This is a genomic window from Pelagimonas sp. (genome assembly GCF_058892305.1).
In genome coordinates, this window is sequence record NZ_JBZXVN010000032.1 from 81,978 (window position 1) to 108,730 (window position 26,753).

Genomic DNA, 26,753 nt, shown 5'->3' on the forward strand with positions numbered 1-26,753 from the left:
TCCAATTGAAGGCATTCTGTTAACCTACACTGCCTAGGAGAATGAGGCTTGGGGGAAGACATGAGTTGCCACAATCTCAGAAAAGGCCTGATGGTCAGCGTTCCGGACGGGATGCGGCGGCAACTTTTGGCGATTTCACCGGCAAATCTGCCCATGGGTTATCTGGTGCGGCAATCTTTGTTAAAAGCGCTGAAGGAAGATCTTGATTGGGTGGTTGATGTTCCGACGGGGTCTTCTGAGCCGCTGTTGATCCCGCTGTCCCTTGATGAGCGTATGCAGCTGTCTGAGCGCATCAATGGTCGCGACACAAGCGAAGAGGTTGCGGTACTTTCTTTGGTTGCTGTCGTTCTCGAAGGCAAGGAACCGAAAGACAAAGGCGCTCTTGCCTAAGCGAGAGTGATGCGCTTTTTGGTCTTATGACCAACACAGATAACATTGATGTTCCTTACCATGCGCGCGGTGTGCGGCTTGCTGGGGTTGATGAAGTGGGCCGTGGCCCTCTGGCGGGCCCTGTGGTGGCCTGTGCGGTGATCCTGGACCCTAATAATATCCCGGAGGGGCTAACAGACTCCAAAAAGCTCTCTGCGAAAAAGCGCGAAGCATTGGACAAGCTCATTCGTGAAACGGCGGTTTTCTCGATCGCCGAAGCAACAGTCGAAGAAATCGACGAAATCAACATCCTCCAGGCAAGCATGTTGGCAATGAAAAGGGCCGTTGATGGCCTGCCGATTCGTCCTGACCACCTTTTGGTTGATGGGAATCGGTTGCCTCAGGGGCTTTCTTGTCCGGCCACTGCAATCGTCAAGGGGGACTCTCTCTCGCAAACCATCGGAGCGGCGTCAATTGTGGCCAAAAAGTGGCGAGATGATGTCATGATCAAGATCGCGCAACACTACCCAGGTTATGGTTGGGAAAAGAACGCCGGTTACCCCACAAAATGTCACAAATCTGCACTGCAAAATCTTGGGGTAACCCCACATCATAGACGGTCCTTCAAACCGGTGCACAATATCTTGTATCAAGAGTAAATCGTAAGGGCCTGATTTAATAAAGAATTTGACCGCGAATCATCAATGAATCATCCTGTACTCAACCAACGACCGTGAAAACACGGCAGGGACAGAGGCAGAGAATGACGAAAATGACCAAGATGACGAGCGCAAATGCGCTCCCTCTCAACACGATTCTAGCAGGAGACTGCGTGGAGGTTATGAACAGCCTCCCCGAGAATTCTGTCGACCTGATTTTCGCGGACCCGCCCTATAATTTGCAGCTCAAAGGGGAGCTGCACCGCCCGGACAATTCCAAGGTTGATGCCGTGGATGATGAGTGGGACCAATTCAGCAGTTTTGCCGCCTACGATAAGTTTACCCAAGACTGGCTCAAGGCGGCGCGCCGATTGCTCAAGCCCGACGGGGCGATCTGGGTGATCGGCTCTTATCACAACATCTTCCGTGTCGGAGCCAAAATGCAGGATGCTGGCTTCTGGATTTTGAATGATGTTGTCTGGCGCAAGTCGAACCCGATGCCGAACTTCCGCGGCAAACGGTTCACCAATGCGCATGAAACCATGATTTGGGCGTCTAAATCCGAAGCGGGCAAATATACCTTCAACTATGAGGCGCTCAAGTCGCTGAACGAAGGTATCCAAATGCGCAGCGACTGGGTTCTGCCAATCTGTAACGGTGGCGAGCGCATCAAAAACGAGGATGGCGACAAGGCCCATCCGACGCAAAAACCCCACAGCCTTCTGCACCGTGTTCTGGTTGGCTCAACCAACCCCGGCGATGTTGTGCTTGACCCGTTCTTTGGCACAGGCACAACCGGTGCCGTTGCCAAGATGCTTGGCCGCGATTGGATCGGTATCGAGCGCGAAGAACAGTACCGCAAGGTTGCCACAAAACGTATCAACGACATCCGCAAGTTTGATAAAGACGCGCTTCAGGTTTCGACGTCGAAACGCGCCGAACCCCGTGTGCCCTTTGGTCAGCTGGTGGAGCGCGGTATGCTGCGCCCGGGTGAACAGCTATGGTCGATGAACGGGCGTCACAAGGCCAAGGTCCGCGCTGACGGCACCTTGATTGGGGACGACATCAAAGGGTCGATCCATCAGGTCGGGGCCAAGCTTGAAGGCGCGCCATCGTGCAACGGGTGGACCTACTGGTGCTTCAAACGCGACGGCAAAACCGTTCCGATTGACATCCTGCGTCAACAAATTCGCGCCGAAATGAGCGAACGCCCGAATTAATCGAGCGTAGGCTAAGGCGTCAAACCCAAGATTTTTAAGAACACCGCCGGTGCCATGTGAGCCATCACAGGCATCTACTGGCCCCGCTTGCTTGGCAGGCGGGGCATTTTTCGGTGCGATACGGTTTTTGACGCCGACGGGGCGATTAGTTCCAGTCGATGAAATCTTCAAATTGGCCCAAAACGTTGGACCACATTTTGAAGTTATCGACAAAGTTCTCTGCCGACACGCCATAATCAATGTTTAGGTCCATCTGCAAAAACGGGTCCATTTCGTTGTCGAGATGAACCGTGGCGTAACGCATGTCAGAGTTCCACTGATTGGCGCGTTGCAACGACATGCCATTGGTCATGTCATAGCCAACCTGAAACTGAATGGTCCGACAATTGGCATTGTTGGTGCAGTCATAGAAGAAGATGTCGTAATTGGTTCCGTCAAGTTTGCCCTTGAGCAATGGGTCGCCAACCTTGTCGGTCGTGACATCAACCTTATACCCTTCGGCCTTTAACAAGTTGGCCAAGGCGTTGGCATCCGATGCATCAACTTGCGATTGGGCAGCAGCAGCGAGCGGGAGCAGAAAAAAACCTGCTGAAATCAAAATGTTGCGCATGGCGTGACCTTCCAATTTTGAAACTATCCTTAAATTGTGAATATAGCCTAACAACGTGAGCCCGCGCGCGCAATTCCGGTAAACCCTTCCTTTCAAAGGTGCTTTTCACCTGCGGGTTTTCACACTACTGAGGCTATATGGATGTACGTGCTTTATTAATGGGGTTGGCATTCGCCGCGATGTGGTCGTCGGCCTTTACCTCTGCACGCATAATCGTCGCATCGGCACCGCCACTATCGGCGCTTGCCTTTCGGTTCTTAATATCTGGGGCGATCGCCGTTTTCATCGCCCGGTTGATGGGCCAGACATGGAAGCTAACGCCGGCGCAATGGCGGGCAACCATCATATTTGGTGTGTGTCAGAACGCGTTGTATCTTGGGTTGAATTTCGTTGCAATGCAATGGGTTGAGGCATCCTTGGCGGCGATTGTCGCATCAACCATGCCCTTGTTGGTTGCCTTGGCAGGGTGGCTGTTCTTGCGTGACGCGCCCAAACCGATGGCATTGATTGGCCTGATTGGCGGCATGATTGGCGTCGCTTTGATTATGGGAACACGTCTCAGCAGCGGTGTTGATGGCATGGGTATTTTGCTCTGTGTGATCGGGGTGATGGCCCTGACAATCGCAACCATGTCATTGCGCGGCGCGTTATCGGGCGGCAACTATATGATGATCGTCGGCTTGCAAATGTTGATTGGAAGCGCCGCGTTGTGGCCTTTTGGGCTGGTTTTGGAAGAGATCAAGGTCACGTGGTCCCCGGAGCTTATAGCCGCGTTTGTCTATACAACATTGGTGCCCGGACTCGCGGCAACGTCGATTTGGGTCTTGCTGGTTAACCGGATCGGTGCCGTTCGCGCTGCAACCTTCCACTTTCTCAATCCGTTTTTAGGCGTTGCGTTTGCGGCGTTGCTATTGGGGGAAACCTTGAGAAGCACTGATATTATCGGGGTGATCGTGATCGCTGGTGGGATTTTGGCTGTCCAGATGTCTCGTGTCAGTGAAATACGGAAAATGCGAGACAAATCTCCTGCGCAAACGTGAGGGTGTCCAGCCTTTATTAACTGCCTACCCGTACCCATGGTGCCAATCAACTGCATCCGAAACGGGGATTAGATAATGAGCAGGTTTTCGATCCGGACACAAGTATTTGCCTTTGCGGGGGCATTTCTTGCTTTGATGGTGTGCAGTGCAATCATTTCCTTGGTAACCAATACGCGTGTTGGCGGGCTTGTTCAAAAAACAAGCCATGCCGCAGAAATCGATGCGAGTGTTGCTGGTGCCTTTTCAAGTGCGGAATTTGCGCTCCTTAGTATTTTGATGATTGATCGCGGCGAACCGACTGCTTTTGATGATCTCGACATGAGCCTGGCCGACGCAGTTTCGGGTTTGGACAAAGCCTTGTCCGTGATGGCCGAGCATCAGTCTGACTACGCCATCTATAATAAGGCGGTTGAACCTCTGACGGCGACCAAGTCGGACCTTGCAGGCCTCCATCAAGAGGTCCCCAATATTCGCGAGGCGCTTGGCCATGAAAGATCAAGAGATTTTCGCAATCGCGTTATCCCCCTGCTACAAGCGAGCCTCGAAACCCTTGAGGCGGAACACATTCTCCTCATGGAGAACGCACAGCGCTCAAATACGCTGATGCTGGATATTGTTGACACAAGTTCTGTGATTGTTGTCGGAGCGTTGGTTGTCTCAATCGTTGCGGGGTTTGGGCTGGCGCTTTTGTTTGGACGCAAGCTCGCCAATCCAATTCAGAGATCTGTAGTCGCCGTTGGGCAAATTGCTGACAAGAAATACGACACCGATGTTCCCGATATCGAGCGCAAAGATGAGTTGGGTGAAATTGCAAGGCAGCTGGACGTCCTGCGTGTCAAACTGTCAAAAGGGGACGCGGCATCCAAACGCGTCAAATCGGAAAATGATCGCCGCGCTGAGTTGTTCGAAGCGCTCGGATCAGCAATGAGTAACCTAAAGGATGGTGACCTCGAAGATCGCATTGCAAGTGACGATTGGGGTGATTTGGGCGAAGGCTATGTGAACTTGTGCGAGGATTTCAATGGGCTGGCCACAACTTTGGAAGAGCTAGTTGGGTCCTTGCGTAACAGTGCAAAAACCGTCGAAGACAATTCTCGTGAGCTGTCTAACATGTCCAACGAAATGTCACGACGCGCCGAACTCCAAGCCGCAACTTTGGAAGAATCTGCTGCCGCGTTAGATGAATTGTCAGAAAGTGTGCAATGTGCCGCGTCGCGTGCCCAAGAGGCGGATGAGAAAGTTGTTGAAGGGCGTCGCCGCGCACAGGAAGGTGGAGAAGTGATGACACAAGCAATGGAGGCAATGAGCTCCATCGCGAAGTCGTCGGAACAAATCACTCAGATCATCGGTGTCATTGACGATATCGCGTTTCAGACAAATCTGCTTGCCCTCAACGCAGGGGTCGAAGCTGCCAGAGCCGGTGAATCCGGTAAAGGATTTGCGGTCGTTGCGTCGGAAGTCCGTGGATTGGCCCAAAGGTCAGCAGAATCTGCAAGTGAAATCAAAGACTTGGTGCTGAATAGCACAGCGCAAGTCGAAGATGGAGAAAAGCTAGTACAACAGACGTCAGTCACTTTGGGACAAATTGTTGAAAGTGTGACCGGCGTTTCTGAGATGGTGGCAGGTATTGCAATTTCTGCCCGTGAACAGGCCGGTGCGGTCAAAGAAATCAATGTTGGGGTTGCTGAGCTAGATAAAGTGACCCAGCAAAATGCAGCAATGGTGGGAGATGCCACCACTTCGAGCCAGGAATTGAGCCATGAGGCGTCTCGTCTCACCGATTTGCTCGAAAGCTTTGCTGGTGAAAATAAGATCAACGAAACTCCAGCGGTTTCATCCCCGGAGCCTTTTGCCCCCCATAGCGGTGGGTCTGAAGCTGACAGCACTGTTTTGGTGAGTGACCAAGCAGGCGTTCCTGATGAGCCCGAACTATATGATCAGGACCTTGAGGTAGGGGCGATGCCGTTGGATTCGACCTTAGAAATCGTCGACGAACCAAACACGAGTTGGGAAGAGCAGCCAGTTCACACTGCTCTTGTAGATGCGGAACTAGATACCTGGGCTCCACAAGATCAAGGTGTGACTGAACCCGAGCCAATGGAACCTCACCAACCGGTTGCTTCAAATGCAGATCAGTGGAAAGAATTCTAACGTTAAAGACAGTTATTGGGGGCCGATTTGGCCCCCAGCGTCACCGACTTGACCGCGGTGCAACAATAGGTGGTCAAGTATAACACAGGCCATCATAGCTTCGCCGACCGGGACAGCCCGAATTCCAACACATGGATCATGGCGACCTTTGGTAATGATGTCGGTATCCTGCCCATCCTTCGTAATGGTTTTGCGTGTGTTTAGGATAGATGAGGTTGGCTTCACAGCAAATCGCGTAACGATTTCTTGCCCACTCGAAATCCCACCGAGAATACCGCCCGCATGGTTTGACGAAAATACCGGACCATCCGACCCCATGCTGATTTCATCAGCATTTTCAGTCCCTGTTAAGGCCGCTGCAGCCATACCATCGCCGATTTCAACAGCTTTCACAGCGTTGATGGACATCATCGCAGCGGTGATATCTGTATCCAGCTTACCATAGATCGGGGCCCCTAAACCTGCTGGAACGCCCCGCGCCACAACTTCGATAACGGCCCCAACGCTGTCGCCGGATTTACGCAATCCATCCAAGTAATCTGCCCAATCCTTGGCGGCCGTTTCATCAGGGCACCAGAACGGATTTTTATCAATTGCCATGTCGTCAAAACGGCTGCGATCAATCTTACGCGGACCCATTTGAACCATGTACCCTTTCACCTCCACTTGGGGGAGAAGATGGGCAAGGGCCGCGCGCGCCAAACCGCCGGCGGCAACGCGCGCCGCTGTTTCGCGGGCCGAGGACCGGCCGCCGCCTCGGTAGTCGCGAATACCGTATTTTTGCCAATAGGTTATATCTGCATGGCCCGGGCGAAACTTTTGCGAAATCTCGGAGTAGTCTTTTGAGCGTTGATCGGTGTTTTCAATCATCAACTGGACAGGCGTCCCCGTGGTTTTGCCTTCAAAAACCCCTGAAAGAATGCGTACGGAATCCGGTTCACGACGCTGTGTTGTGAATTTGTTTTGACCGGGTTTACGTTGATCCAACCAGACCTGAAGCATGTCTTCAGTGATTTCCACGCCTGGGGGACACCCGTCAACGGTTGCCCCTAGGGCCGGCCCATGGCTTTCACCCCAGGTGGTTACACGGAACAGATGACCAAATGTGTTGAGGCTCATGCGCGGGTCTCCTTTGCCTTGGTTTCCTAGGTCAGAGTGGCCCAATCCTCAAGCCCAATCGCGCTGTTTTCGCTTGCACATCTGTGGGCTTCCTCCTAGCGTCGCCGCCACCTCGGGGTGCCAAACACAGGCTGAGATGCGTATGCGAACCCGTAGAACCTGACCCGGATAACACCGGCGGAGGGAAGGTCGGGACCATGCAACATGCGGTCTGAACCAACCCATCTGCCGCATACTTGGAGGAAGCCCATGAAAACGCCCATGAAGGCCTTCACGTTTGCTGCAGGATGTCTGACAGCCAGCTTTGCTCTGGCCGACGCACCTGTGCTGACTGTTTATGCCCCTGATTATTTCGTCTCCGAATGGGGCCCTGGTCCTAAAATCGAAGAACTCTTCGAGGCGAAGTGCAGCTGTGATTTGCAATTCAAACCCGGTGATCTTTTGCCGCGCATTCTGCTCGAAGGTGATAAAACCGAAGCCGATATCGTCATTGGCCTCAACACCGATGTCACCAAAAAGGCACGCGAATCCGGCCTGTTTGCGACGCACAACGTCGCACTAGATGGGCTGACCTTGCCGCTTGATTGGACCGACGACACGTTCCTGCCCTTCAACTATGGTCACACCGCGTTCATCTACGATACGACAAAAATCGAAACCGCACCGACAAGTTTTGATGACCTTTTGGACGCGCCCGACGACTTGCGCCTTGTGATCCAAGACCCGCGCAGTTCGATTTCGGGCCTAGCATTGGTGCTCTGGGTGAACGCTGTTTACGGGGACAAAGCGTCCGATGCATGGGCGAAACTGGCTCCGAAAATCGTCACTGTGACGCGCGGCTGGTCGGAAAGCTATGGCATGTTCACAGATGGCGAAGCCGACATGGTTTTGTCCTACACAACATCCCCCGCCTACCACATTATTGCCGAAGGTGATGAGACGAAAAAGGCCGCTATCTTCCCGGAAGGTCACTATTTCATGGTCGAATTGGCGGCCAAAGTGGCCTCGACTGATCAACCGGAACTGGCTGACAAATTCATGGAATTTGTATTGGGCCAAGACTTTCAAGGCATGATTGCGACCGGCAATTGGTCGATTCCCGCAGCCCTTCCCAAGGATCAATGGCCTGAAGGTTTCCAAAAACTCGACCTGCCGGAAACGGTCTTGTTCTATGATGAAACCGAAGCGGCAGCTTTGCGTGATACGGCGATTGAGGCATGGCGCAGCGCGCTGTCTCAATAATTGCGGCATTGGCTCTGGCGGTTATGACGCTAGGGCCAATTGCGGCTGTGCTCATTCGGGCCGGAGGGCTTGGGTCCTTTCGGCCCGGTGATTTCGAGGCCCTGCAATTCACCGTTTGGCAGGCTCTCCTTTCCGGATTTTTCTCAACCCTGCTTGCTATTCCGGTGGCCCGCGCTTTGGCTCGGCGTCAGTTTTTTGGCCGCCGTCTTTTGATTTCGTTGCTCGGGGCCCCATTCATTTTGCCGGTGATTGTTGCCGTAATGGGATTGATCGCGGTCTTTGGACAAAACGGGATTTTGAATAGCGCCCTTGCGGCTTTCGGTGGCCCCCGCCTTGATATTTATGGCTTGCATGGCGTGGTTTTGGCCCATGTTTTCTTCAACCTGCCTTTGGCAACCCGGATGCTGTTGCAGGCTTGGCTTGCTATTCCCGGTGAACGGTTTCGCTTGGCTGCGTCGCTTGGTTTGACACCCTGGGGCCAGTTCCTATCGCTGGAATGGCCGTTGATCCGCCGGATTGCTCCCGGTGCCTTTGCGGTGATTTTTGTCATTTGCCTCACAAGTTTTGCTGTTGCCCTAACGCTTGGCGGTGGGCCGCGGGCCACCACCGTTGAACTCGCCATTTATCAAGCGATGCGTTTTGATTTCGATCTTGGTCGGGCGGCTATGCTGGCCTTGATGCAGCTCGGCTTGGCAACGGTCGCCGGGTTGATCGCTCTGAAATTGGCACCGTCGCAGGGGTTTGGTGTCGGGCGTGGTCGGCAAGTTCCGCGATGGGATGGCCGAAGCGCAATGGCGCGAACCATTGATATGATTTGGATTTTTCTAGCGGCGGCGTTTTTGTTGGTGCCTTTGGCGCTGGTTGTTCTCAAAGGGATGCCGGGGCTTTTTGCGGGTGCGGGGCAGGGGACATGGACCGCAGCCAAGCATTCCGTCTTGGTCGCGCTGGCTTCAACCGCTCTCTCCATGACTTGGGCGTTGCCCTTGGCAAATCGCAAGGGAGAGCTGCTATCTGTCGCGGCGATCGCAATTTCGCCACTGGTCATTGGCACGGGCCTGTTCTTGATTTTGCGGCCGTTTGTGAACCCGTTCACGATGGCCTTGCCGGTTACAACCGTGGTGAATGCCATGATGGCCTTACCCTTTGCTCTGCGGATTTTGCGCCCCGAGGCCGAGGCGATCGAGCAAGATTTTGGCCGGTTGCGGCAAACCTTGCGCCTGTCGATTTGGGCGTGGGTGGCGCTTGTCTGGTTGCCTCGGTTGCGTCGGCCCATGGGGTTCGCTGCGGGCTTGACGGCGGCTTTGGCGATGGGGGATTTAGGGGTCATTGCGCTCTTTGCCGATCCGGATCGGGCGACATTGCCTTTGCAAGTCTACCGTTTGATGGGGGCCTACCAAATGGAGGCCGCAGCCGGTGCGGCTTTGCTTTTGTTGATCCTGAGTTTTGGGCTGTTTTGGCTGTTTGACCGAGGGGGGCGCGTAGGTGCTGACACTTGAAAACCTAGCCGTTGACATGGACAATAGCGCGCTGACGGGCACGCTATCCTTGGCCCCGGGACGCCGCGTTGCCATCTTGGGGCCGTCGGGGGCCGGTAAATCGACCCTACTGGATGTGATCGCTGGGTTTCGCCCGTTGCGTGCCGGTCAGATTGGATGGTGTGGCACTGACCTCACGCCATTGTCACCAGAAAAACGCCCGGTTTCCATCTTGTTTCAGGACGGGAATCTTTTCCCTCATCTGACGGTGTTTCGAAATCTGCTTTTGGCACTCAAACCAAATGGGCAGCGGGCCAGTGAAGAAGATCGCGTGCGCATCGAAGGGGCGCTCAAGCGGGTTGGATTGGCGGGGTTCTCGGGCCGCAAACCCGGAACCTTGTCCGGAGGTCAACAAAGCCGTGCGGCGCTTGCCCGTGTGATGCTTCAGGCGCGCCCCATTATCCTTTTGGACGAACCCTTTTCGGCACTTGGGCCGGCTCTCAAGGCCGAGATGCTTGGGCTGGTCCGTGACGTGGCGGGTAATTTGGGAGCTTTGGTGGTCATGGTCACCCATGACCCGAGTGATGCCCGCCGTTTTGCCGAAGATGTTGTGTTGATCGCCGATGACAAGGTGCATTTGCCGGTGGCGACGGCTGCGTTTTTCGCCAATCCTCCCGAGGCCTATCAAGAGTATGTCGGACAAAACTGAACGCTGGCCCAACGGACCTGCTAAACTGTTATAGGCATTTCGAAAAATCAGAAAACCGTTGCAATCTATTTTCGCGTCTCGTCCGGCATTTGAGGCACCTTCGATAGGATTTTGTGGGTTCGAAACCTGTCACGTAAGCTTTGGCTAAGGGGGAGTGGCCAGCCGTCTCACCTAACGCGAGAGTTGTGTTTTCATTTTTGCACGGGGAAAGCAGGTGGCGGTTTGGCCGTTTGCCTCTTGCCAGCGCCCAATGGAGCGGCGGGTTTTGTAGCCGGGAAGGCCATCGGCCCCGCCCACATCATGGCCGCGCGCCTCAAGTCCGCGTTGCATCGCGGCGATGTCCGAGCGTAGCATCTTGTCAATCTTGCCCCACGAGGCGCTAAAATCGCCCATACCGTATTGGATACGATCCCCGACATGACCCACAAAAAGCGCATAGAGATCGCTGGTGTTGTAGTCTTTCAGCACGTAGAAATTCGGCGTGACCACAAAGGCCGGACCGTGACGACCGGCGGGCATTAGCAAAAAGCCTTCGCGGCGTAACTCATTATCTGGAAAGGGTTTTCCAGATGTGCGGCGCACCCCCATCTTGGCCCAGTCCCGGAATTTCCGGCCCTGATCCGGCCCTTCGAGCGCGCAAGAGACCGTCGCGGGAACCGTGACTTCGAACCCCCAATCGCGACCCTTTTGCCAGCCATGGCGTTTGAGGTAATTGGCAATCGAGGCGATGGTATCCGCTTCGGAGCTCCAAATATCGGCGCGTCCGTCGCCACTCCCATCGGCGGCATATTTGAGGAAACTGGAGGGCATAAATTGCGGCTGACCAAGGGCCCCCGCCCAGCTGCTTTTCATGTTTTGGCCGCGAATATGCCCGGCCTGCACGATTTGCAGCGCCGCGATGAGTTCGCCGGTGAAATAGGATTTTCGGGTGCTCATAAACCCTTTGGTTGCAAGGACTTCAAAGGTGTTGTGGCGTATCGGAACCTTGCCATATCCGCTTTCACGCCCCCAAATGCCGAGAATAATCCGCCCCGGCACCCCGGTTTTGCGTTCCGCCGCGGCCAAGGATTTGGCGTGGGCCTTGGCCATTTGGCGACCACCACGGGTAGCCCCATCAATGGACTGACGGCGGAAATAGCGCGATGGCGCGCCAAATTCAGCCTGTGATTGCTGACGCGGTACGGATTTTGCGCCCGGCGGCACAAGACCGGGCAACTTCCAATTCAAGGACACACCAGACAAAGACGCCTCGTAGACGGCGCGCGACACGCCCTTTTTGCGCGCAGCGGGCCAAATGGTTTGTTGCAACCAAGTTTGGAATTGCCGCTCAACGGCCTTGCGATCCTGGGCCGAAGACAAGGCCGGGACGACGGTCAGGCACAGGACGAGAATGAGAAAACGCATCACCAATGAGACTCCGAAACAGGGGATTTCCCCCCATTGTGAACAGGTTGGCCAGTTTTGCCAGAGGTTTTAAGGAGTAGGGCAACGCGGTGGCGGGGATTGGCCGGTTTTGGACAGCTGTGCGGTGATACATGCAGAATTGCATGGGCCCTCTGCCAAATGCGGCAATTTCAATACCCACGCAGGGTGCCTAACTATGCCCCAGTCAGATTTGAACACAGCGCATAGGACAACTCGATGGAACACGCACAGTTTTGGGACAAGATCGCCCGCAAATACGCCAATGACCCAATTGGCAACATGCCCGCTTACGAGGCGACGCTGGCGCGGGTGCGCGAGTTGATCACGCCCGACATGTCGGTGCTGGAGATCGGCTGTGGCACCGGGACAACCGCGCTCAAACTCGCCGATGCGGCGGGGCACTATACGGGCACGGATATTTCGAGCGAAATGATCAAAATCGCCAATGAAAAGCGTGTGGGGGACGGCGTTGAAAACCTAACCTTTGACGTGGCCGACGCCGGGCGCGCGCCGGGGAACTATGATGTGGTTCTGGCGTTCAACCTGATCCATCTGGTCGCCGATCCCGTGGCGACGCTGGCCCATGTGCATAGCCAATTGCCCGAAGGCGGATTGTTCATTTCCAAGACCCCCTGTTTGGGCAACAAGCCATGGTTCATCCCATTGATCGCGTTAATGCAGCTGGTCGGCAAAGCGCCCAAACCGGTTCATTCCTTTCGGCCAAACCGGTTAAAGGCGATGATGGTTGACGCCGGGTTCGACGTAGAAGAGATGATGTTCTTTCCCAAGCAGAACATCAGCCGCTTTATCGTCGCGCGTAAGCGGTCAGGGTAGCGGGGCTTCCCCGGCGCTCTGACTGGCTTTACGCAACTCATGAAAGACGATCTCTAGGAACATATGAAAGTTGAGTTCCGCATCGGTGGGGATCGAAGATTGTTCCTGACTCACCTGTGAAAACGCATGTTTCATAGCGATTTCACAGGCGGTGAAGTGACGGTCCACAAGGTTGAATTTCCCATGCGAGGCGGCAAAGCTGGTTGCAAGATCGGCAATGCCGATACCGGTCGATGCGGATTTGACCAAATCCATCATAAACCGTTCCATCATATGAGTTTTTGCAATTGGATACCGGTCAAAATGCGGCCGCAGCTCGGGAGCTTGTTCAAGCAATTTGCCATAAAAGGCATCCCGAAACTGGCCCTTCTTTTGGAACACCTTCGGGACGTGTTCCAACAGGTAACTTGGATCAAATGTTAGCATGTCACTCGTACTGAAAAATGTGAGAATGATAATCGGTATGTATACATAACGGCATAGTTTATCTTGACTTAGGTTAAGGTAACGTAAGGTTTCGCCAAACTCCTGACGTGACGTAGGCGGTGACAACGTAAAGCGGATCGTGTGATCTGCTGGCAAAGCCGCCCCCTTTGGAACCGAAGTCCCAAGTCGCGGGCGTCGCGCTTACGGAGGAGCCAAAATGAGCCACTACCCGCATATGCTTGCCCCGCTGGATCTGGGATTCACCACGCTGAAAAATCGCGTGTTGATGGGGTCAATGCACACCAATCTTGAGGAACGCGGTGACTGGAACGCGGTGGCCGAGTTCTATGCAGAGCGGGCGCGCGGTGATGTTGGTTTGATCGTGACTGGCGGCATGGCCCCCAACATGGAAGGCGGCGTTTTTCCCGGCGCGGCGGGGCTTTTCACCGACAAGGATATCGCTAATCACAAGGTGATTACCGACCGTGTTCATGACGCGGGCGGCAAGATCGCGATGCAGATTTTGCACGCCGGGCGCTATGCCTATGGGCCGGAATGTGTGTCGGCAAGCCCGGTGAAATCGCCAATTTCCCCGTTTCCACCCAAAGAGTTAGACGAAGAAGGTATCGAAAAGCAGATCGCCGATATCGCCCATTCCGCCGCCCAAGCGCAGCGCGCCGGATACGACGGCGTTGAGGTCATGGGGTCCGAGGGCTATTTCCTCAACCAGTTCCTTGTTACCCATACCAACAAACGCACTGACCGCTGGGGCGGCTCTTATGAAAACCGCATGCGCCTTCCGATTGAGGTGGTGAAACGGGTGCGCGAGGCGGTTGGCCCCGATTTCATTGTGATCTACCGGTTGAGCATGATCGACCTGATCCCCAATGGTTCGACCTTTGATGAGGTGGTGCAGCTGGCGCAGGAAATCGAAAAGGCCGGGGCGACGATTTTGAACACCGGCATCGGCTGGCACGAAGCGCGGGTTCCGACCATCGCCACAAGCGTGCCGCGCCGCGCCTTTGCTTGGGTGACCAAAAAGCTAATGGGCAAGGTTGGCATTCCGGTGATCACCTCCAACCGGATCAATTCGCCCGAGGTGGCCGAGGATGTTTTGGCCGAAGGCTGTGCCGATATGGTGTCGCTTGCACGTCCCTTCCTTGCCGATGCCAATTTCGTCGCCAAGGCGGCGGCGGGTCGGGCCGACACCATCGCGCCCTGTATCGCCTGTAACCAAGCCTGTTTGGATCACACCTTTGCGGGCAAAGTCTCGACCTGTTTGGTCAACCCGCGCGCCGCCTATGAAACGCAGATCGATCTATCCCCCGTCGCCACGCCGAAAAAGGTGGCGGTGGTTGGGGCCGGACCGGCGGGTTTGGCAACGGCAATGACCGCGGCGCAGGTCGGCCATGATGTGACATTGATCGATCGCGCAAAAGAGCTTGGCGGTCAGTTGAACATGGCCAAGCAAGTGCCGGGCAAAGAGGAATTCTGGGGCCTTGTTGATTGGTTTGCGACCATGGTCAAGGAAACCGGCGTGAACGTTCAGCTTGGCACCGAGGCGACGGCCGAGATGTTGCAGGGCTATGATGAGGTGGTGATTGCCACCGGCGTCACCCCGCGCGATCCCGGCATTGACGGCCAAGATCACCCAAAGGTTTTGAGCTATATCGACGTGCTGCGCCACAAGGCCGAGGTCGGCAAAAAGGTCGCTGTGATCGGTGCGGGTGGCATTGGCTATGACATCGCCGAATTTCTTGTAACGGACGAAAGCCCGACCGAAAACCTACCAGAATGGATGAAGGAATGGGGCGTCACCGACCCGGCCGATGCCCGTGGCGGCTTGGCCCCCGAAGGGCCACAGCCCGACGCCGCCATCCGAGAGGTCACGGTGTTGCAGCGCAAGAAAGAGAAGCCCGGCAAGCGTTTGGGTAAAACCACCGGCTGGATTCATCGCGCCGCGCTTCAGATGAAAAACGTACAGATGAAGGCGGGCGTGAATTACGAACGCATCGACGATGAGGGCCTGCATATTTCTTATGGCGAGGCGCGCGAAAACCCTGAGGTGATCGCCTGTGACAACGTCATCTTGTGTGCCGGTCAGCTGTCTGAGCGCAGCTTGGCCGATGACTTGGAGGCCTCTGGGCAAACCGTGCATGTCATCGGTGGGGCGGATGTCGCCGCCGAACTTGACGCCAAGCGTGCCATCGACCAAGGCGTGCGTCTTGCCGTCGGGTTTGATGCGGCCTAGCTTGCGATTTTTACTGGCTTTGGCGGGCGTGCGCAAAGCCAGCAAACGCCAACCTCTGAGGAGGGCGATACTTGGAAATTTGACGGCCTTTGCCTAGGGGCAGGACCCATAAATTTGAGATGCTTGGCAAGACAAATGCGCGGTATCAGGCGCGTGGGTTTTGCCCAGCCCGCGTTATATGCCGTGGAAAGAGATCACTTTTGCGGCTGGCACATGCCTCGTCTGGACCAAAATCTGTCAAACGATGCATCCCAAATTAGTGGGCTCTGTCTCTAGACAGTTGGACAAAACTGTTCCATGGATTGACCCAACAGGAGGCGGATTCCATGGCTGATGGTACTTTTGCAGTTCTAATGTTGGTTCTCGGTTTGGCGGATATGAGCACAAACCACTGTGGAACGGCGGACGGTTGTATGGGCAGGTCGCACGATAGCCCGCGCCTTGCCTTTTCGATGGGCGAAGTTCTTGAGCGCCAGGCAGGACCTGCATCAGAAGTGTATCTGCGCTATGACTTGGGCTTGAAAATTGGGCCGTTTGGAAACGCAGTTGGTGCCTCGGTTGGTGAAAACGGCGAAGTTTGGGTGGGCTTTGGGCAGACCTATAAACTCGATTTTGGCAACACGCCGTTTTACACCGAATTGCACGCCATGCCGGGCCTTTATCTGGACAATGGTGGGTTTGATCTTGGCGGGCCGTTAGAATTCAGATCCGGCATTGAATTTGGCTACGAAAACCGCCGGGGTTGGCGGTTCGCGGCAAGCTATGATCACAGGTCAAACGCCGGCATTTATGATGAAAACCCGGGTATTGAGACCGTTCAGCTTCGGATGTCTATTCCGTTTAACTAAGGTTTGACCATCGCCCTAGGATAGCTTGTCGAGCAATGCCTTGGCGGCGGCCTGTTCTGCCTGACGTTTGGACCCGGCCGTTGCGGTGGACGTTTGACCAGAGGTAAGGCGCGCCTCGATGGTAAAGACCGGGGCGTGATCCGGCCCTGATCGAGAGGTTTGGTCGTATTTCGGCGGTTCTAGCCCACGGGCTTGCGCCCATTCCTGTAGCGCGGTTTTCGCGTCTTTGGCGTCGCTTTCGACGCTTTCGATCCGCTTGCCCCAAAGGCGCAAAATAAGCTCTTTGGCGGCGTCAAAACCACCATCAATATAGACCGCGGCAATCACCGCTTCCATGGCATCGCCCAAAAGGGCCAGCTTGCGCCGCCCACCGGACATTTGCTCGGACCGGCCAAGCTTTAGGGCCGCGCCGAGGTCAATTTCACGGGCGACATCCGCACAGGTTTCCTTGCGTACCAAGGCGTTGAAGCGTGGCGCAAGCACACCTTCGGTGGCCTCGAGATCATGAAGCAAAAGCGCCTCGGACATAACAAGGCCAAGAACCCGATCCCCCAGAAACTCAAGCCGCTGGTTGTCGCTGCGCGCTGGGCTCGACATCGAGCTATGGGTCACCGATTGGCGCAGCAAGTCGGGCTTGGAGAATGTGTACCCCAGCCGGTCTTGCAAGGCGATCAGATCTGCGGAAACCTTCATTGGACTGCTTTAAAAAACCGATCGCTGCGCCACGTCCAGAAATATAACATGGATGTGCCAGCTGATGAGAACATGACGCGATCCGCCCGACCAATCAGGTTTTCGAACGGGACAAAACCCACACCGTTGACGATGTTTGGTACGCGACTATCCGAAGAGTTATCGCGATTGTCGCCCATAAAGAAGAAGTGACCTTCGGGAACGGAATAGACCGAGGTATTGTCAGATGGTTGATTGCCAATGTTCAAAATGCTGTGCGAGCGACCATTGGGCAGGGTTTCGATAAACTTGGATTTTTCGCAGGCCCCGCCATGGCCAACCGGGCCGTTTTCACAACGTGGCGAAAGCCGCTGGGGCCCCTGTGGTTCGGCGACTTCAACAAAGGTCCCGTCGCGTTCTACTTTGACCGGGGTTCCGTTGATGTAAACCAGACCCTGTTTGACCTGTACTTTGTCACCGGGCATGCCGATCACGCGTTTGATAAAATCGCGGCCGGTAACGGGGTGGCGAAATACAACGACATCTCCACGCTCAGGTTCGTTCCCAAACAAGCGTGTGTTGTCGCCATCTGCCCAACCGCAGATATCGCCTGCGTCGACGTTGATACCCAACACGCCGATAATCACAGTCGGGCAAGAGGCATATGAATAGCCGTAGGCCATTTTATTGACGAAGAGGAAGTCACCGATCAGCAAGGTGTCTTTCATTGACCCCGATGGAATCCAAAACGGTTGAAAGAACAAGGAGCGGAAAACACCAGCGATCACCAGAGCGTAGACCACGGTTTTGATCGTCTCGACGATCCCGCCGCTCTTTTTTTCCTTGGCCGACATGCGTTTCTTCCTTGCCTGAAAATCTCATCGCTTCATGCGGGGGGGCGGCGTTGGAGTCAAGCCGCGCTAGGCCGGATTGTCGCTTTCACCGTCGTGCTTTGCCCTGAGAATTCAGGTTGTTTGCGTCTCTGGCGTGTTCGCTGGCATGGGGCGGGCCTCGATGAGAACCATCGCCTGAGCCCAAGGGTGGTCATCGGTTAGTGTGACGTGAATAATGGCCTCATGCCCTGCGGGGGTTAGGCTATCGAGCCGCTCCTTGGCCCAACCCGTCACTTCCATCACCGGTTGGCCGGTTTTCAGGTTGGTCACCGACATGTCTTTCCAGGCGATGCCCATCCGCAACCCGGTGCCAAGCGCCTTGGAACAGGCCTCTTTGGCGGCCCAGCGTTTGGCATAGGTGCCGGCGACGTCATGGCGCCGCTCTGATTTTCGTTGCTCGGTTTCTGTGAAAATCCGGTTGCGAAACCGATCTCCGAAACGATCCAAAGTACCTTGAATCCGGTCGATGTTGGCCAAATCGGTGCCTATTCCAATGATCATATAGTGAATTGCCTAACGTAGGTCGGTCAGGATCGCGCCGGTGGCCTGATTGAGTTGAAACCACAAAAGGCGCGGCACCCCGGCACCGGTGTCAAAATTGTACTCAGCCACAGGGACGGTAAAAGACAAACCGCGATTTGGGTCATAGCTGCTTTGCATTTGGCTGAAATCCATCCCGGCAAAGCCCATGCCGTTCATGCCAATCACTTTGCATTGGCGGCTGCCTAGTTCGTCATAGGGCGGCGATAGAACCAAAACATAAGCCCAACCCGCAGCCGGTTCGATGGTATCCAGCGCCGCTATGCGGGTTTTGCCGTTGGAAAAGGTGCGGGTGTTGGCCTCCCAAGGTTCGACGATATTGCGAGCATTTGACTGCCAATCACAATCCAAGACTTGAACATCGGCGGCCATGGCCGGGGCGCTTGCAAGGGTGAGGACGGCTAGGATTGGGCGCAACATCTGGAACTCCTGACGTGGGGTTTTAGGCAGGGTAGCATGACTTTGGCAAAACGCTATGCCCGGTATACCTTACGCGTTGCGCTTGGCCTGCGCTTTCAATTCGTTCTTGGCCCCCATGGTTAGGGCAAAGCGATTGGTGAGCAAAACGACGATAAGGCTGATGGCGACAAGTATCACAAGCGCGACCGACCCCAGCGCCGCAAAGAGCCCGGCAAAACCGGGAACAAGAACAAAGAATGCGGCGACAAGCAAAATTGATACCACGATGACGATACCCGTGGCCGCCAGCGCTGATTTCCATGCGTCACTCGATTCAAGTGGCTGCTTGGTTTCGCGGGCATGGCGTTGCCCTTCTAGCATGGCGGCCATCATGACCGGCAAAACGGTTGACACACCGGTTGGCATTTCAATGCTGGTAAAGGTTTCCAGAGCAATGGAAATTGCCATCAAAATGGCGATGGCCAGCACATAGATGACGGTGTAGCGGGTTAGGTTGATGCTCACGAGATACTCCAAACGTTAGGTGCGCGTCTCGTCCATGAGACGCCGCATTTCGGCGATGGCGGGTTGAAGGCCACGAAAGATGCTTTCGCCAATCAAGAAGTGCCCGATGTTGAGCTCCATCACTTCGGGGAAGGCCGCGATGGGCTGTACCGTGTCATAGGTCAACCCGTGACCGGCATGAACCTCAAGCCCCAGCGCATGCGCATAGGCACACATATCACGCAAACGGGCCAGCTCTTCATCGCGCTCGTCAAACTTGCCTTCGGCATGGAAATCGCAATAGGCCCCGGTGTGCAGCTCGATGACCTGTGCACCAATGCGATTGGCGGCGTCGATCTGCTTTTGATCGGCGGCGATAAAGATCGACACGCGGCAACCAACATCGCGCAGCGGGGCAATGAAATGCGCCAGCTTGTTTTCTTCGCGCGCAACCTCAAGCCCGCCTTCGGTGGTCCGCTCTTCCCGCTTTTCGGGCACGATGCAGACCGCGTGCGGCTTGTGGCGCAGGGCGATGGCTTGCATCTCGTCCGTTGCGGCCATTTCAAAGTTAAGAGGCACAGATAGTGCCGCCATCAACCCGTCAATGTCGGGATCGGTGATGTGTCGACGGTCTTCGCGCAGGTGGGCAGTAATGCCATCGGCCCCGGCCTCCTCGGCCAGTTTTGCGGCGCGGATCGGGTCGGGATAGGCCCCACCACGGGCATTTCGTACGGTGGCCACATGGTCAATGTTCACCCCAAGGCGCAAGCGTCCGGCATAGTTGGTCATGGTCGATACCCCGTCTGAAATCAGGCTCGCAATGGCGAGTCGAATTTGATCATATGAGGGAAGCCTGTGCGCTCCAACCCGCTAAACGGATCACTTGGCGTTGTTGTCGGCCTTTTTCTTGCGTAGCGCCGCCAGCCGCGCCTTGAGGGCGCCCTTGCGACGGTTCTGATAGGCGGTGATCAGTGGCAGCGAGATGTAATAACACACGGTCGCGGTGATCAGACCGGGGATGATGCCGCCGATCATGTAAGGATAGAACACCTCGTCATAAAAGATCAAAAGATCCGTCCAATCGACATCGGACCCATTGAAAAGCGCAACGAGGTTGTCCCACAAATCTTCGCCCGCTTTGACAAATTTATGCGCCAAACCACCATGTTCACCCGTGTTCTCCAGCCCGAGCAACCACGTCCCCGTGGTCATCGACGCAACGCCAATGGGCACATAGGTCAGCGGGTTGCCGAAAAAGGTCGACAGGATCGCGGCAAGGAAGTTTCCGCGCATCGCCCAAGAAATCAAAGCGGCGGTCAGAAAATGTAGCCCGTAAAACGGCGTGAAGGTGGTGAAAACCCCGGCGAAAATACCGCGTGCAATGCGATGGGGCGGATCAGGCAGGCGGTGCAGACGGTGTTTGACGTAACGCGCGGCGCGCCCCCAGCCGCCACGCGGCCAGAAGAACTCGAGCACGATCTTCCAGATCGGGCGCCTGTCACGTCGTTTGAAGACCACAGTCTTCCTTTCAAATCACTCCGTCGGAGTAGGCGCAGCGGCCAAAGCGGGATCACGGCGCCGCTCAACCGAGGCGACGTTGCTTTCTGCTTCTACTGCGGACATCACCGTATGGAGATGCTCTGCGTCTCTCAGATCAACATCAACCAGAAGTCTGTAAAAATCAGGTTTCCGGTCGACAAATTTCAAGTCTGAGATATTGGCCTTACGCTCCCCAATCAATGTGCAAATCCGTCCCAGCACGCCTGCGTCATTCCCAATGGTCAATTCGAGGGTCACCGTATAAACCGGAGGGTGATTGCCTTCCGCCCAATGCAAGTCTAACCAGCGTTCTGGTTGATCCTCAAAATCGGCCAAAGCCCCGCAATCTATGGTGTGAACGGCCACCCCGCGGCCGCGGCGTGCCAAGCCGATGATCCGTTCACCGGGCAGGGGCTGACAACATGCCGCACGGGCAAATCCCTGCCCATGTTCAAGGCCTACAACGGCGCGGCCGGCGTCAATCTCGGCCTCATTGCGAATCGCTAGGTCGGGGTAAACCGCTTCAACGACCTCGCGCGCGGTGACTTCGGCGCTGCCCAACCGGGCAAGCAAAGTATCCGTGTCGCCAAATCGCAGGGTTGCAGCAGCCTTTTCAAGCACCTTATCGGTGGCTTTCTTGCCATTGTTTTCAAACGCCGCGCGGGCAAGTTCCGCCCCGAGTTTGACATAGCGCTCTTTGTTGGCTTCGCGCAGCGAACGGCGGATCGCGGTTTTGGCTTTGCCGGTGGTCGCAATGTCGAGCCAAGTCGCCTGAGGTGTTTGCCCTTCGGCGATGATGATTTCCACGGACTGCCCGTTTTTCAACCGTGTCCAAAGCGGCACGCGGATGCCATCGACCTTGGCCCCGACACATTTGGAGCCGATCCGGGTGTGAATCTGATAGGCGTAATCCAACGGCGTTGCGCCCTTGGGGAGCTTCACAACATCGCCCTTGGGCGTGAAACAGAACACCTTGTCCGAATACATCTCAAGCTTGACAGCTTCGAGGAACTCGTCGTGATCGTCGTCTTCGTCAAACTGTTCGGTGAGCGAGGCAATCCATTTCGCCGGATCAACGGCAAACGGGTTTTCGGCGCGCTGACCATCCTTGTAGGACCAATGCGCCGCCACACCGGTTTCGGCAACTTCGTGCATTTGACGGGTGCGAATTTGCACCTCAACACGCTTGCCATCGCGCCCCGAGACGGTGGTGTGGATAGAGCGGTAACCGTTTGATTTCGGCTGGCTAATGTAGTCTTTGAAACGGCCCGGCACCGCGCGCCAACGTTGGTGGATAGCACCGAGCGCGGCATAGCATTCCGCTTCGTTCAGAGTGATGATACGAAAGCCGTAAATGTCGGAAAGACGGGAAAAGCCGATCTGCTTTTCCTGCATTTTGCGCCAGATCGAATAGGGTTTCTTGGCGCGACCAAAGACCTCGGCCTCGATCCCGACCTTGCCAAGCTCGTGGCGCATGTCGCCGGTGATGCGGTGGATCACATCGCCGGTTTCTTTTTGCAGTGTGATAAAGCGGCGGATGATGCTGCTACGCCCCTCGGGGTTCAGCACGCGAAAGGCCAAATCCTCAAGCTCTTCGCGCATCCATTGCATCCCCATACGACCGGCAAGCGGCGCATAGATATCCATGGTTTCACGCGCCTTCTTGATCTGCTTTTCGGTCTTCATGGCGCGGATGGTGCGCATGTTGTGCAGACGGTCGGCGAGTTTGACCAAAATCACCCGCATGTCCTTGGACATCGCCATGAACAGTTTGCGGAAATTCTCGGCCTGTTGGGTTTCGGTGCTCGACAGCTGAAGGTTGGTCAGCTTGGTCACACCATCGACCAGATCGGCGATCTCACGCCCGAATTTCTCAGAGACTTCGGTATAGGTGCTACGCGTGTCTTCGATCGTGTCGTGCAGCAGGGCGGTGATGATGGTGGCGTCATCCAGCTGTTGCTCGGTTAGAATGGCGGCAACGGCGACGGGATGGGTAAAATAAGGCTCACCCGACTTGCGGAACTGGCCTTCGTGCATCTCGCGGCCATAATCATAGGCCGCGAGGATCAGCTTTTCGTTGGTCTTGGGGTTGTAGTTGCGAACAAGGGCAACAAGGTCTTCTGCGGCGATCATAGGGCGCCTTTATCCCCCAAAATTGTCAGGCTTAGCCCTGACCTTGCGCTTCCATCAGGGCACGCAGCAATTTCTCTTCGGACATGTCGTCGTCTTGCGGCTTGTCCTGTTCCGCCCCCATCAAAAGCGCCATGGCGTCTTCTTCTGGTTCGTCAACTTCGATCTGAGTCTGGTTCGATTCGATCAGACGTTCACGCAGTTCTTCGACCGACTGTGTTTCATCTGCGATTTCGCGCAGGGCAACAACGGGGTTTTTATCGTTGTCACGATCCACAGTTATCGCTGCACCAGCAGACACTTCGCGCGCCCGATGGGCGGCAAGCATCACCAGTTCAAACCGGTTGGGAACCTTGTCAACGCAATCTTCAACGGTCACGCGGGCCATGGGGCGACTACCTTTGTTGGGTGTATACGAAGTTGCGCTTTTAGCGTGGCTCCAAGGGCTTGACAAGCCAAATCGGATTAGATTGGTCGAACCTCGTCGCGCAAAGCTTGGGGCAGGGCGTTCGTCATCTCACGCACCGTGGTTCCCAAGACCGGATGCTGCCAGTTCGGAGCGATGTCACAGAGCGGAACAAGCACGAAAGCGCGTTCATGCATCCGAGGATGTGGCAGGATCAAGTCATCGGGCGCACGGATTTTTTGCGCCTCAAGCGGCAGGTTGCGCCACTCTTCATGAACCCGATCCGAGGGCATCACGGCGTCGTCCATCGCGATCAAGTCAAGGTCCAACGTGCGACTGCCCCATCGTTGAACCCGTTCGCGCCCAAACGCGGCCTCAATGTCGTGCAGATGCTGCAAAACTGTTTGGGCAGAATGCTGGCTGTCGACGGTTGTACAGGCATTGATATAGTCAGGCCCGGCCCCGGCCGGAAAACAAGGTGTCACAAAAAAGCGACTTACGCGACGTATGGTGAATCCGACATGTGCCATTTCGAGAATAGCGTTTCTAACTGTTTTCAAAGGGTTATTGTGCCCCTCACCGAGGTTTGACCCCAGCGCTATTAAGAATTCTTGTACCATAGAACAGTTCCGTCTATCCTTTTGCACAGGTTCGGGTTCTTGCACCTGTTCCCATATTCTTTACTGTATCTGATCTGATCCGCATCACTCACACACTTCTTCGCGGATTACATTACATGAAAGGACTTTTCGATGTTCTACAAAGACGAACGGCTTGCGCTGTTCATCGATGGGTCGAACTTATATGCCGCAGCCAAAGCGCTTGGATTCGACATTGACTACAAGTTGCTCCGCCAAGAGTTCGCGCGTCGCGGTAAAATGGTTCGCGCTTTTTACTACACGGCTCTGCTCGAAAATGACGAATATTCGCCGATCCGCCCGTTGGTAGATTGGTTGCACTACAACGGCTTTACCATGGTCACCAAACCGGCCAAGGAGTACACCGATGCCCAAGGCCGTCGTAAGGTCAAAGGCAACATGGATATCGAGCTTACCGTCGATGCGATGGAATTGGCACCGCGTGTCGACCACGTGGTTCTGTTCTCTGGCGACGGAGATTTCCGCCCGCTTATCGAATCACTTCAGCGTCAGGGTGTGCGCGTGTCGGTCGTGTCGACCATCCGTAGCCAGCCGCCGATGATCGCCGATGAACTCCGTCGTCAGTGCGATAACTTCATCGAGTTGGATGAGCTGCGCGACGTCATCGGGCGCCCGCCGCGTGAGAATCCGATTGAGCGCAACTTTGAAGTGGCAACGGGCCAATAAACCGCCAAGGGCAGCCTCATGGGGATGAGGGTTGCCCTTGTGAACAACGCAAGGCCGCTCAGAATTCTGGGCGGCCTTTGTCGTGGCAGTTGGCTGGTTGTCGCGACGATCTCGTCAGGGGCGATTATTTGGCGCGCGCGTTGATGTCGTTATGGCGAAGGATGACATGATCGGGCCATGTGCTTTTGATAAAGGCCAAAACATCGACAATGTCTTGCGGTTCCAGACTGTCGGCAAACCCAATCATGTTGGATTGATAGCCATTGCCAACGATGGTTTCTGTTCCCAACGCGACGATCTGGATCAATTGCCCATCCGGATGGTGCCATGTATGCCCGGTTTCATCATGGGGCGGCGCGGGCAAATAGCCGTCTGCGTCCCGTTCGCGCCAATTGGGTTCACCCTGCAATTGATCCCCGTGACAAGAGGCACAGGCGTCTTCGTAGATTTTTGCGCCCTTGGCGATGCGGTCAGCGTCTTGATAGGGCAAAAGCCCATTGGCGTTCGCAGGTTTGCTTTGCCAAAGATAGGCCGCTGTGGCGATGCCGCCGATAACGGCCAACCCAACAAGAGAAAAGCGCAAAGTTCGGGTCATAGAGTTGTCCTTTTTTGATCGGTGATCGGTCTTCCAGTCGGTGGAAGGTCAAGACACGAAAACGTGACATCGTTGGGTTGTCGGGCTGGACGATGCACCCACATTGTCTATAGGTCGTTTTGAACAGGATGACGTTTAGGAGTGACGCCATGACCCAAGCTCTGACCTTATACCTCGCGGCACCGCGCGGCTTTTGCGCAGGTGTTGATCGGGCGATTAAGATTGTCGAAATGGCGATCGAGAAGTGGGGCGCTCCGGTTTATGTGCGCCATGAGATCGTGCACAACAAATATGTCGTCGATGATCTGCGCGCCAAAGGGGCGGTGTTTGTCGAAGAGCTTGAAGAATGCCCCGATGATCGCCCGGTGATCTTTTCCGCCCATGGGGTGCCGAAATCGGTACCTGCGGAGGCGTCGCGGCGTGAAATGGTCTTTGTCGATGCGACCTGTCCACTGGTGTCCAAAGTGCATATCGAAGCGCAACGCCATGCCGAAGCCGGGTTGCAGATGATTATGATCGGCCATGAGGGACATCCCGAAACCGTCGGCACCATGGGCCAGTTGCCCGATGGCGAGGTCTTGTTGGTTGAGACCGAAGCCGATGTTGAGACGGTTGAGGTGCGCGACCCCGCGCGTTTGGCCTTTGTCACGCAAACCACTTTGTCGGTGGATGATACCAAAGGCATCGTCGCGGCGTTGAACAAACGGTTCCCGGCGATTGTTGGGCCGCACAAAGAAGACATTTGTTACGCCACCACCAACCGCCAAGAGGCGGTCAAAGCCATTGCACCGGATTGTGATGCCTTGCTGGTGGTGGGGGCCCCCAATTCGTCAAACTCCAAGCGCTTGGTTGAAGTGGCGCGCAAGAATGGCTGTGACTATGCGCAGCTTGTTCAGCGGGCCACCGACATTGATTGGCGCGCTTTAGGGAATATCGGATCGGTGGGGATTACGGCCGGGGCCTCTGCGCCAGAAGTGTTGATTGAAGAGGTGATAGATGCCTTTCGGGCGCGGTTTGATCTGCGCGTCGAGCTGGTGGAAACCGCCGAAGAGAACGTTGAGTTCAAAGTGCCACGGGTGTTGCGCCAAAAAGCCTAGACCCAAGCCACCCCGCTTTCTTCGCAGCACAGCCCACCCGCCCGCCCCTGCGCTCCGAACAAATCGGGGTGGCTTGGCGCGCGCACAGGGAGCGCCCGCATCAGCGACAGGCTTGTGGGGGAAGGGGATAGGTCGCCGTTGGTATGGCGCGTTGAAAAAGAGAAGATCGCCGCCGTCCCCGGAGGGGCGACATGATCACAGGGGCGTAAACCCTGTGATACCCGATAAGGAGCTTGATAGGGCATCCTTGTGATCAATTGGGGCGGGGGTGTCCG

Annotated in this window: 28 protein-coding genes and 1 riboswitch; of the genes, 13 read left to right on the forward strand and 15 right to left on the reverse strand. The window is 55.5% G+C overall.

Going from position 1 to position 26,753, the window contains the following annotated elements; genetic code table 11:
- Positions 1 to 60: 60 nt before the first annotated feature.
- The 3 genes from AC5EFR_RS13925 to AC5EFR_RS13935 all read left to right on the forward strand — a co-directional run bounded on the left by AC5EFR_RS13925 (position 61) and on the right by AC5EFR_RS13935 (position 2,248).
- Positions 61 to 390: a hypothetical protein gene (locus AC5EFR_RS13925; RefSeq protein ID WP_493576393.1), complete on the forward strand. Its 330-nt coding sequence runs from the start codon at positions 61 to 63 to the stop codon at positions 388 to 390.
- Between the two features lie 26 nt (positions 391 to 416).
- Positions 417 to 1,028, forward strand: a complete 612-nt coding sequence (gene rnhB, locus AC5EFR_RS13930) for a ribonuclease HII (RefSeq protein WP_493576394.1) — start codon at positions 417 to 419, stop codon at positions 1,026 to 1,028.
- Positions 1,029 to 1,132: 104 nt separating this feature from the next.
- Entirely contained in the window at positions 1,133 to 2,248 is a 1,116-nt protein-coding gene (locus tag AC5EFR_RS13935; RefSeq protein ID WP_493576395.1) for a site-specific DNA-methyltransferase, read from the forward strand.
- A 145-nt stretch (positions 2,249 to 2,393) separates the two neighbouring features.
- On the opposite strand, the gene AC5EFR_RS13940 is transcribed toward AC5EFR_RS13935, so the two are convergent.
- Positions 2,394 to 2,858: a YbjN domain-containing protein gene (locus AC5EFR_RS13940; protein ID WP_493576396.1), complete on the reverse strand. Its 465-nt coding sequence runs from the start codon at positions 2,856 to 2,858 to the stop codon at positions 2,394 to 2,396.
- Between the two features lie 137 nt (positions 2,859 to 2,995).
- Here AC5EFR_RS13940 and AC5EFR_RS13945 point away from each other — a divergent pair, with 137 nt between their 5' ends.
- The gene (locus AC5EFR_RS13945; protein WP_493576397.1) at positions 2,996 to 3,898 is read left to right on the forward strand and encodes a DMT family transporter; all 903 of its coding nucleotides are present in this window, start codon (positions 2,996 to 2,998) and stop codon (positions 3,896 to 3,898) included.
- A 75-nt stretch (positions 3,899 to 3,973) separates the two neighbouring features.
- Positions 3,974 to 6,049, forward strand: coding sequence for a methyl-accepting chemotaxis protein (locus tag AC5EFR_RS13950; protein ID WP_493576398.1), 2,076 nt, complete (start codon positions 3,974 to 3,976; stop codon positions 6,047 to 6,049).
- Positions 6,050 to 6,061: 12 nt separating this feature from the next.
- Here AC5EFR_RS13950 and aroC read toward each other — a convergent pair whose 3' ends face one another.
- On the reverse strand, positions 6,062 to 7,168 hold the full coding sequence (gene aroC / locus AC5EFR_RS13955) for a chorismate synthase (RefSeq protein ID WP_493576399.1): 1,107 nt from the start codon (positions 7,166 to 7,168) through the stop codon (positions 6,062 to 6,064).
- A gap of 103 nt (positions 7,169 to 7,271) precedes the next feature.
- Positions 7,272 to 7,371: riboswitch (TPP riboswitch) on the forward strand.
- Positions 7,372 to 7,417: 46 nt separating this feature from the next.
- Here aroC and thiB point away from each other — a divergent pair.
- The 3 genes from thiB to AC5EFR_RS13970 are packed head-to-tail and all read left to right on the forward strand — an operon-like array spanning position 7,418 to position 10,594.
- Positions 7,418 to 8,410 carry a thiamine ABC transporter substrate binding subunit gene (gene thiB / locus AC5EFR_RS13960; RefSeq protein WP_493576400.1) on the forward strand — a complete coding sequence of 331 codons (993 nt, stop codon included), beginning with the start codon at positions 7,418 to 7,420 and terminating at the stop codon, positions 8,408 to 8,410.
- Positions 8,386 to 9,906 (forward strand): thiamine/thiamine pyrophosphate ABC transporter permease ThiP, encoded by a 1,521-nt coding sequence (locus AC5EFR_RS13965; RefSeq protein WP_493576401.1) that lies wholly within the window; start codon positions 8,386 to 8,388, stop codon positions 9,904 to 9,906. Before thiB ends, AC5EFR_RS13965 begins: the two co-directional genes overlap by 25 nt.
- A gap of 16 nt (positions 9,907 to 9,922) precedes the next feature.
- Entirely contained in the window at positions 9,923 to 10,594 is a 672-nt protein-coding gene (locus AC5EFR_RS13970; protein ID WP_493576402.1) for a thiamine ABC transporter ATP-binding protein, read from the forward strand.
- A gap of 171 nt (positions 10,595 to 10,765) precedes the next feature.
- Here the strand turns inward: AC5EFR_RS13970 and AC5EFR_RS13975 are convergent, their stop codons facing one another.
- Positions 10,766 to 11,998: a lytic murein transglycosylase gene (locus AC5EFR_RS13975; RefSeq protein ID WP_493576467.1), complete on the reverse strand. Its 1,233-nt coding sequence runs from the start codon at positions 11,996 to 11,998 to the stop codon at positions 10,766 to 10,768.
- Positions 11,999 to 12,235: 237 nt separating this feature from the next.
- Between AC5EFR_RS13975 and AC5EFR_RS13980 the strand changes: the two genes are divergently transcribed.
- Positions 12,236 to 12,853 carry a class I SAM-dependent methyltransferase gene (locus AC5EFR_RS13980; protein ID WP_493576403.1) on the forward strand — a complete coding sequence of 206 codons (618 nt, stop codon included), beginning with the start codon at positions 12,236 to 12,238 and terminating at the stop codon, positions 12,851 to 12,853.
- Here the strand turns inward: AC5EFR_RS13980 and AC5EFR_RS13985 are convergent.
- Positions 12,845 to 13,279: a globin family protein gene (locus tag AC5EFR_RS13985; RefSeq protein WP_493576404.1), complete on the reverse strand. Its 435-nt coding sequence runs from the start codon at positions 13,277 to 13,279 to the stop codon at positions 12,845 to 12,847. The genes AC5EFR_RS13980 and AC5EFR_RS13985 overlap by 9 nt on opposite strands.
- 217 nt (positions 13,280 to 13,496) lie before the next feature.
- Between AC5EFR_RS13985 and AC5EFR_RS13990 the strand changes: the two genes are divergently transcribed.
- Positions 13,497 to 15,530, forward strand: coding sequence for an oxidoreductase (locus AC5EFR_RS13990; RefSeq protein WP_493576405.1), 2,034 nt, complete (start codon positions 13,497 to 13,499; stop codon positions 15,528 to 15,530).
- Positions 15,531 to 15,856: 326 nt separating this feature from the next.
- Entirely contained in the window at positions 15,857 to 16,378 is a 522-nt protein-coding gene (locus AC5EFR_RS13995) for an acyloxyacyl hydrolase (protein WP_493576406.1), read from the forward strand.
- Positions 16,379 to 16,393: 15 nt separating this feature from the next.
- On the opposite strand, the gene rnc is transcribed toward AC5EFR_RS13995, so the two are convergent.
- The 10 genes from rnc to folK all read right to left on the reverse strand — a co-directional run bounded on the left by rnc (position 16,394) and on the right by folK (position 24,081).
- Entirely contained in the window at positions 16,394 to 17,071 is a 678-nt protein-coding gene (rnc, locus tag AC5EFR_RS14000; RefSeq protein WP_493576407.1) for a ribonuclease III, read from the reverse strand.
- The gene (lepB, locus tag AC5EFR_RS14005) at positions 17,068 to 17,904 is read right to left on the reverse strand and encodes a signal peptidase I (RefSeq protein WP_493576408.1); all 837 of its coding nucleotides are present in this window, start codon (positions 17,902 to 17,904) and stop codon (positions 17,068 to 17,070) included. The genes rnc and lepB overlap by 4 nt, the downstream gene beginning before the upstream one ends.
- A gap of 111 nt (positions 17,905 to 18,015) precedes the next feature.
- Complete coding sequence (acpS, locus tag AC5EFR_RS14010; protein WP_493576409.1) at positions 18,016 to 18,444, reverse strand: holo-ACP synthase; 429 nt, start codon at positions 18,442 to 18,444, stop codon at positions 18,016 to 18,018.
- A gap of 12 nt (positions 18,445 to 18,456) precedes the next feature.
- Positions 18,457 to 18,903, reverse strand: coding sequence for a hypothetical protein (locus tag AC5EFR_RS14015; RefSeq protein WP_493576410.1), 447 nt, complete (start codon positions 18,901 to 18,903; stop codon positions 18,457 to 18,459).
- 69 nt (positions 18,904 to 18,972) lie between these two features.
- Entirely contained in the window at positions 18,973 to 19,407 is a 435-nt protein-coding gene (locus AC5EFR_RS14020; protein ID WP_493576411.1) for an ABZJ_00895 family protein, read from the reverse strand.
- A 15-nt stretch (positions 19,408 to 19,422) separates the two neighbouring features.
- Positions 19,423 to 20,175, reverse strand: a complete 753-nt coding sequence (locus AC5EFR_RS14025; protein ID WP_493576412.1) for a pyridoxine 5'-phosphate synthase — start codon at positions 20,173 to 20,175, stop codon at positions 19,423 to 19,425.
- A gap of 90 nt (positions 20,176 to 20,265) precedes the next feature.
- A complete protein-coding gene (locus AC5EFR_RS14030; protein ID WP_493576413.1) occupies positions 20,266 to 20,904 on the reverse strand; it encodes a DUF2062 domain-containing protein in 639 nt (212 codons plus the stop codon).
- Positions 20,905 to 20,919: 15 nt separating this feature from the next.
- Positions 20,920 to 23,058 (reverse strand): RelA/SpoT family protein, encoded by a 2,139-nt coding sequence (locus AC5EFR_RS14035; RefSeq protein WP_493576414.1) that lies wholly within the window; start codon positions 23,056 to 23,058, stop codon positions 20,920 to 20,922.
- 31 nt (positions 23,059 to 23,089) lie between these two features.
- Positions 23,090 to 23,443 carry a DNA-directed RNA polymerase subunit omega gene (gene rpoZ, locus AC5EFR_RS14040; RefSeq protein ID WP_493576415.1) on the reverse strand — a complete coding sequence of 118 codons (354 nt, stop codon included), beginning with the start codon at positions 23,441 to 23,443 and terminating at the stop codon, positions 23,090 to 23,092.
- 77 nt (positions 23,444 to 23,520) lie between these two features.
- A complete protein-coding gene (folK, locus tag AC5EFR_RS14045; protein ID WP_493576416.1) occupies positions 23,521 to 24,081 on the reverse strand; it encodes a 2-amino-4-hydroxy-6-hydroxymethyldihydropteridine diphosphokinase in 561 nt (186 codons plus the stop codon).
- Between the two features lie 132 nt (positions 24,082 to 24,213).
- Between folK and AC5EFR_RS14050 the strand changes: the two genes are divergently transcribed.
- Positions 24,214 to 24,786 carry a LabA-like NYN domain-containing protein gene (locus tag AC5EFR_RS14050; RefSeq protein ID WP_493576417.1) on the forward strand — a complete coding sequence of 191 codons (573 nt, stop codon included), beginning with the start codon at positions 24,214 to 24,216 and terminating at the stop codon, positions 24,784 to 24,786.
- 124 nt (positions 24,787 to 24,910) lie between these two features.
- On the opposite strand, the gene AC5EFR_RS14055 is transcribed toward AC5EFR_RS14050, so the two are convergent.
- Positions 24,911 to 25,381, reverse strand: coding sequence for a c-type cytochrome (locus AC5EFR_RS14055; protein ID WP_493576418.1), 471 nt, complete (start codon positions 25,379 to 25,381; stop codon positions 24,911 to 24,913).
- A gap of 149 nt (positions 25,382 to 25,530) precedes the next feature.
- Here AC5EFR_RS14055 and ispH point away from each other — a divergent pair, with 149 nt between their 5' ends.
- Entirely contained in the window at positions 25,531 to 26,478 is a 948-nt protein-coding gene (gene ispH, locus AC5EFR_RS14060; protein ID WP_493576419.1) for a 4-hydroxy-3-methylbut-2-enyl diphosphate reductase, read from the forward strand.
- The last annotated feature ends 275 nt before the right edge of the window (positions 26,479 to 26,753 follow it).

Bases quoted from the DNA above. Each gene is read 5' to 3' on its own strand.
- AC5EFR_RS14025 (WP_493576412.1), bottom strand. From the start codon at position 20,175: ATGACCAACTATGCCGGACGCTTGCGCCTTGGGGTGAACATTGACCAT.
- thiB (WP_493576400.1), top strand. From the start codon at position 7,418: ATGAAAACGCCCATGAAGGCCTTCACGTTTGCTGCAGGATGTCTGACA.
- AC5EFR_RS13995 (WP_493576406.1), top strand. From the start codon at position 15,857: ATGGCTGATGGTACTTTTGCAGTTCTAATGTTGGTTCTCGGTTTGGCG.
- AC5EFR_RS13945 (WP_493576397.1), top strand. From the start codon at position 2,996: ATGGATGTACGTGCTTTATTAATGGGGTTGGCATTCGCCGCGATGTGG.
- rpoZ (WP_493576415.1), bottom strand. From the start codon at position 23,443: ATGGCCCGCGTGACCGTTGAAGATTGCGTTGACAAGGTTCCCAACCGG.
- AC5EFR_RS13990 (WP_493576405.1), top strand. From the start codon at position 13,497: ATGAGCCACTACCCGCATATGCTTGCCCCGCTGGATCTGGGATTCACC.
- rnc (WP_493576407.1), bottom strand. From the start codon at position 17,071: ATGAAGGTTTCCGCAGATCTGATCGCCTTGCAAGACCGGCTGGGGTAC.
- AC5EFR_RS13940 (WP_493576396.1), bottom strand. From the start codon at position 2,858: ATGCGCAACATTTTGATTTCAGCAGGTTTTTTTCTGCTCCCGCTCGCT.
- AC5EFR_RS14015 (WP_493576410.1), bottom strand. From the start codon at position 18,903: ATGTTGCGCCCAATCCTAGCCGTCCTCACCCTTGCAAGCGCCCCGGCC.
- AC5EFR_RS13935 (WP_493576395.1), top strand. From the start codon at position 1,133: ATGACGAAAATGACCAAGATGACGAGCGCAAATGCGCTCCCTCTCAAC.
- AC5EFR_RS14035 (WP_493576414.1), bottom strand. From the start codon at position 23,058: ATGATCGCCGCAGAAGACCTTGTTGCCCTTGTTCGCAACTACAACCCC.
- lepB (WP_493576408.1), bottom strand. From the start codon at position 17,904: ATGTCGGCCAAGGAAAAAAAGAGCGGCGGGATCGTCGAGACGATCAAA.
- AC5EFR_RS13975 (WP_493576467.1), bottom strand. From the start codon at position 11,998: ATGCGTTTTCTCATTCTCGTCCTGTGCCTGACCGTCGTCCCGGCCTTG.
- AC5EFR_RS13965 (WP_493576401.1), top strand. From the start codon at position 8,386: ATGGCGCAGCGCGCTGTCTCAATAATTGCGGCATTGGCTCTGGCGGTT.
- AC5EFR_RS13950 (WP_493576398.1), top strand. From the start codon at position 3,974: ATGAGCAGGTTTTCGATCCGGACACAAGTATTTGCCTTTGCGGGGGCA.
- AC5EFR_RS14055 (WP_493576418.1), bottom strand. From the start codon at position 25,381: ATGACCCGAACTTTGCGCTTTTCTCTTGTTGGGTTGGCCGTTATCGGC.
- acpS (WP_493576409.1), bottom strand. From the start codon at position 18,444: ATGATCATTGGAATAGGCACCGATTTGGCCAACATCGACCGGATTCAA.
- folK (WP_493576416.1), bottom strand. From the start codon at position 24,081: ATGGTACAAGAATTCTTAATAGCGCTGGGGTCAAACCTCGGTGAGGGG.
- aroC (WP_493576399.1), bottom strand. From the start codon at position 7,168: ATGAGCCTCAACACATTTGGTCATCTGTTCCGTGTAACCACCTGGGGT.
- AC5EFR_RS13980 (WP_493576403.1), top strand. From the start codon at position 12,236: ATGGAACACGCACAGTTTTGGGACAAGATCGCCCGCAAATACGCCAAT.
- AC5EFR_RS13985 (WP_493576404.1), bottom strand. From the start codon at position 13,279: ATGCTAACATTTGATCCAAGTTACCTGTTGGAACACGTCCCGAAGGTG.
- AC5EFR_RS14050 (WP_493576417.1), top strand. From the start codon at position 24,214: ATGTTCTACAAAGACGAACGGCTTGCGCTGTTCATCGATGGGTCGAAC.
- ispH (WP_493576419.1), top strand. From the start codon at position 25,531: ATGACCCAAGCTCTGACCTTATACCTCGCGGCACCGCGCGGCTTTTGC.
- AC5EFR_RS13925 (WP_493576393.1), top strand. From the start codon at position 61: ATGAGTTGCCACAATCTCAGAAAAGGCCTGATGGTCAGCGTTCCGGAC.
- AC5EFR_RS13970 (WP_493576402.1), top strand. From the start codon at position 9,923: ATGGACAATAGCGCGCTGACGGGCACGCTATCCTTGGCCCCGGGACGC.
- rnhB (WP_493576394.1), top strand. From the start codon at position 417: ATGACCAACACAGATAACATTGATGTTCCTTACCATGCGCGCGGTGTG.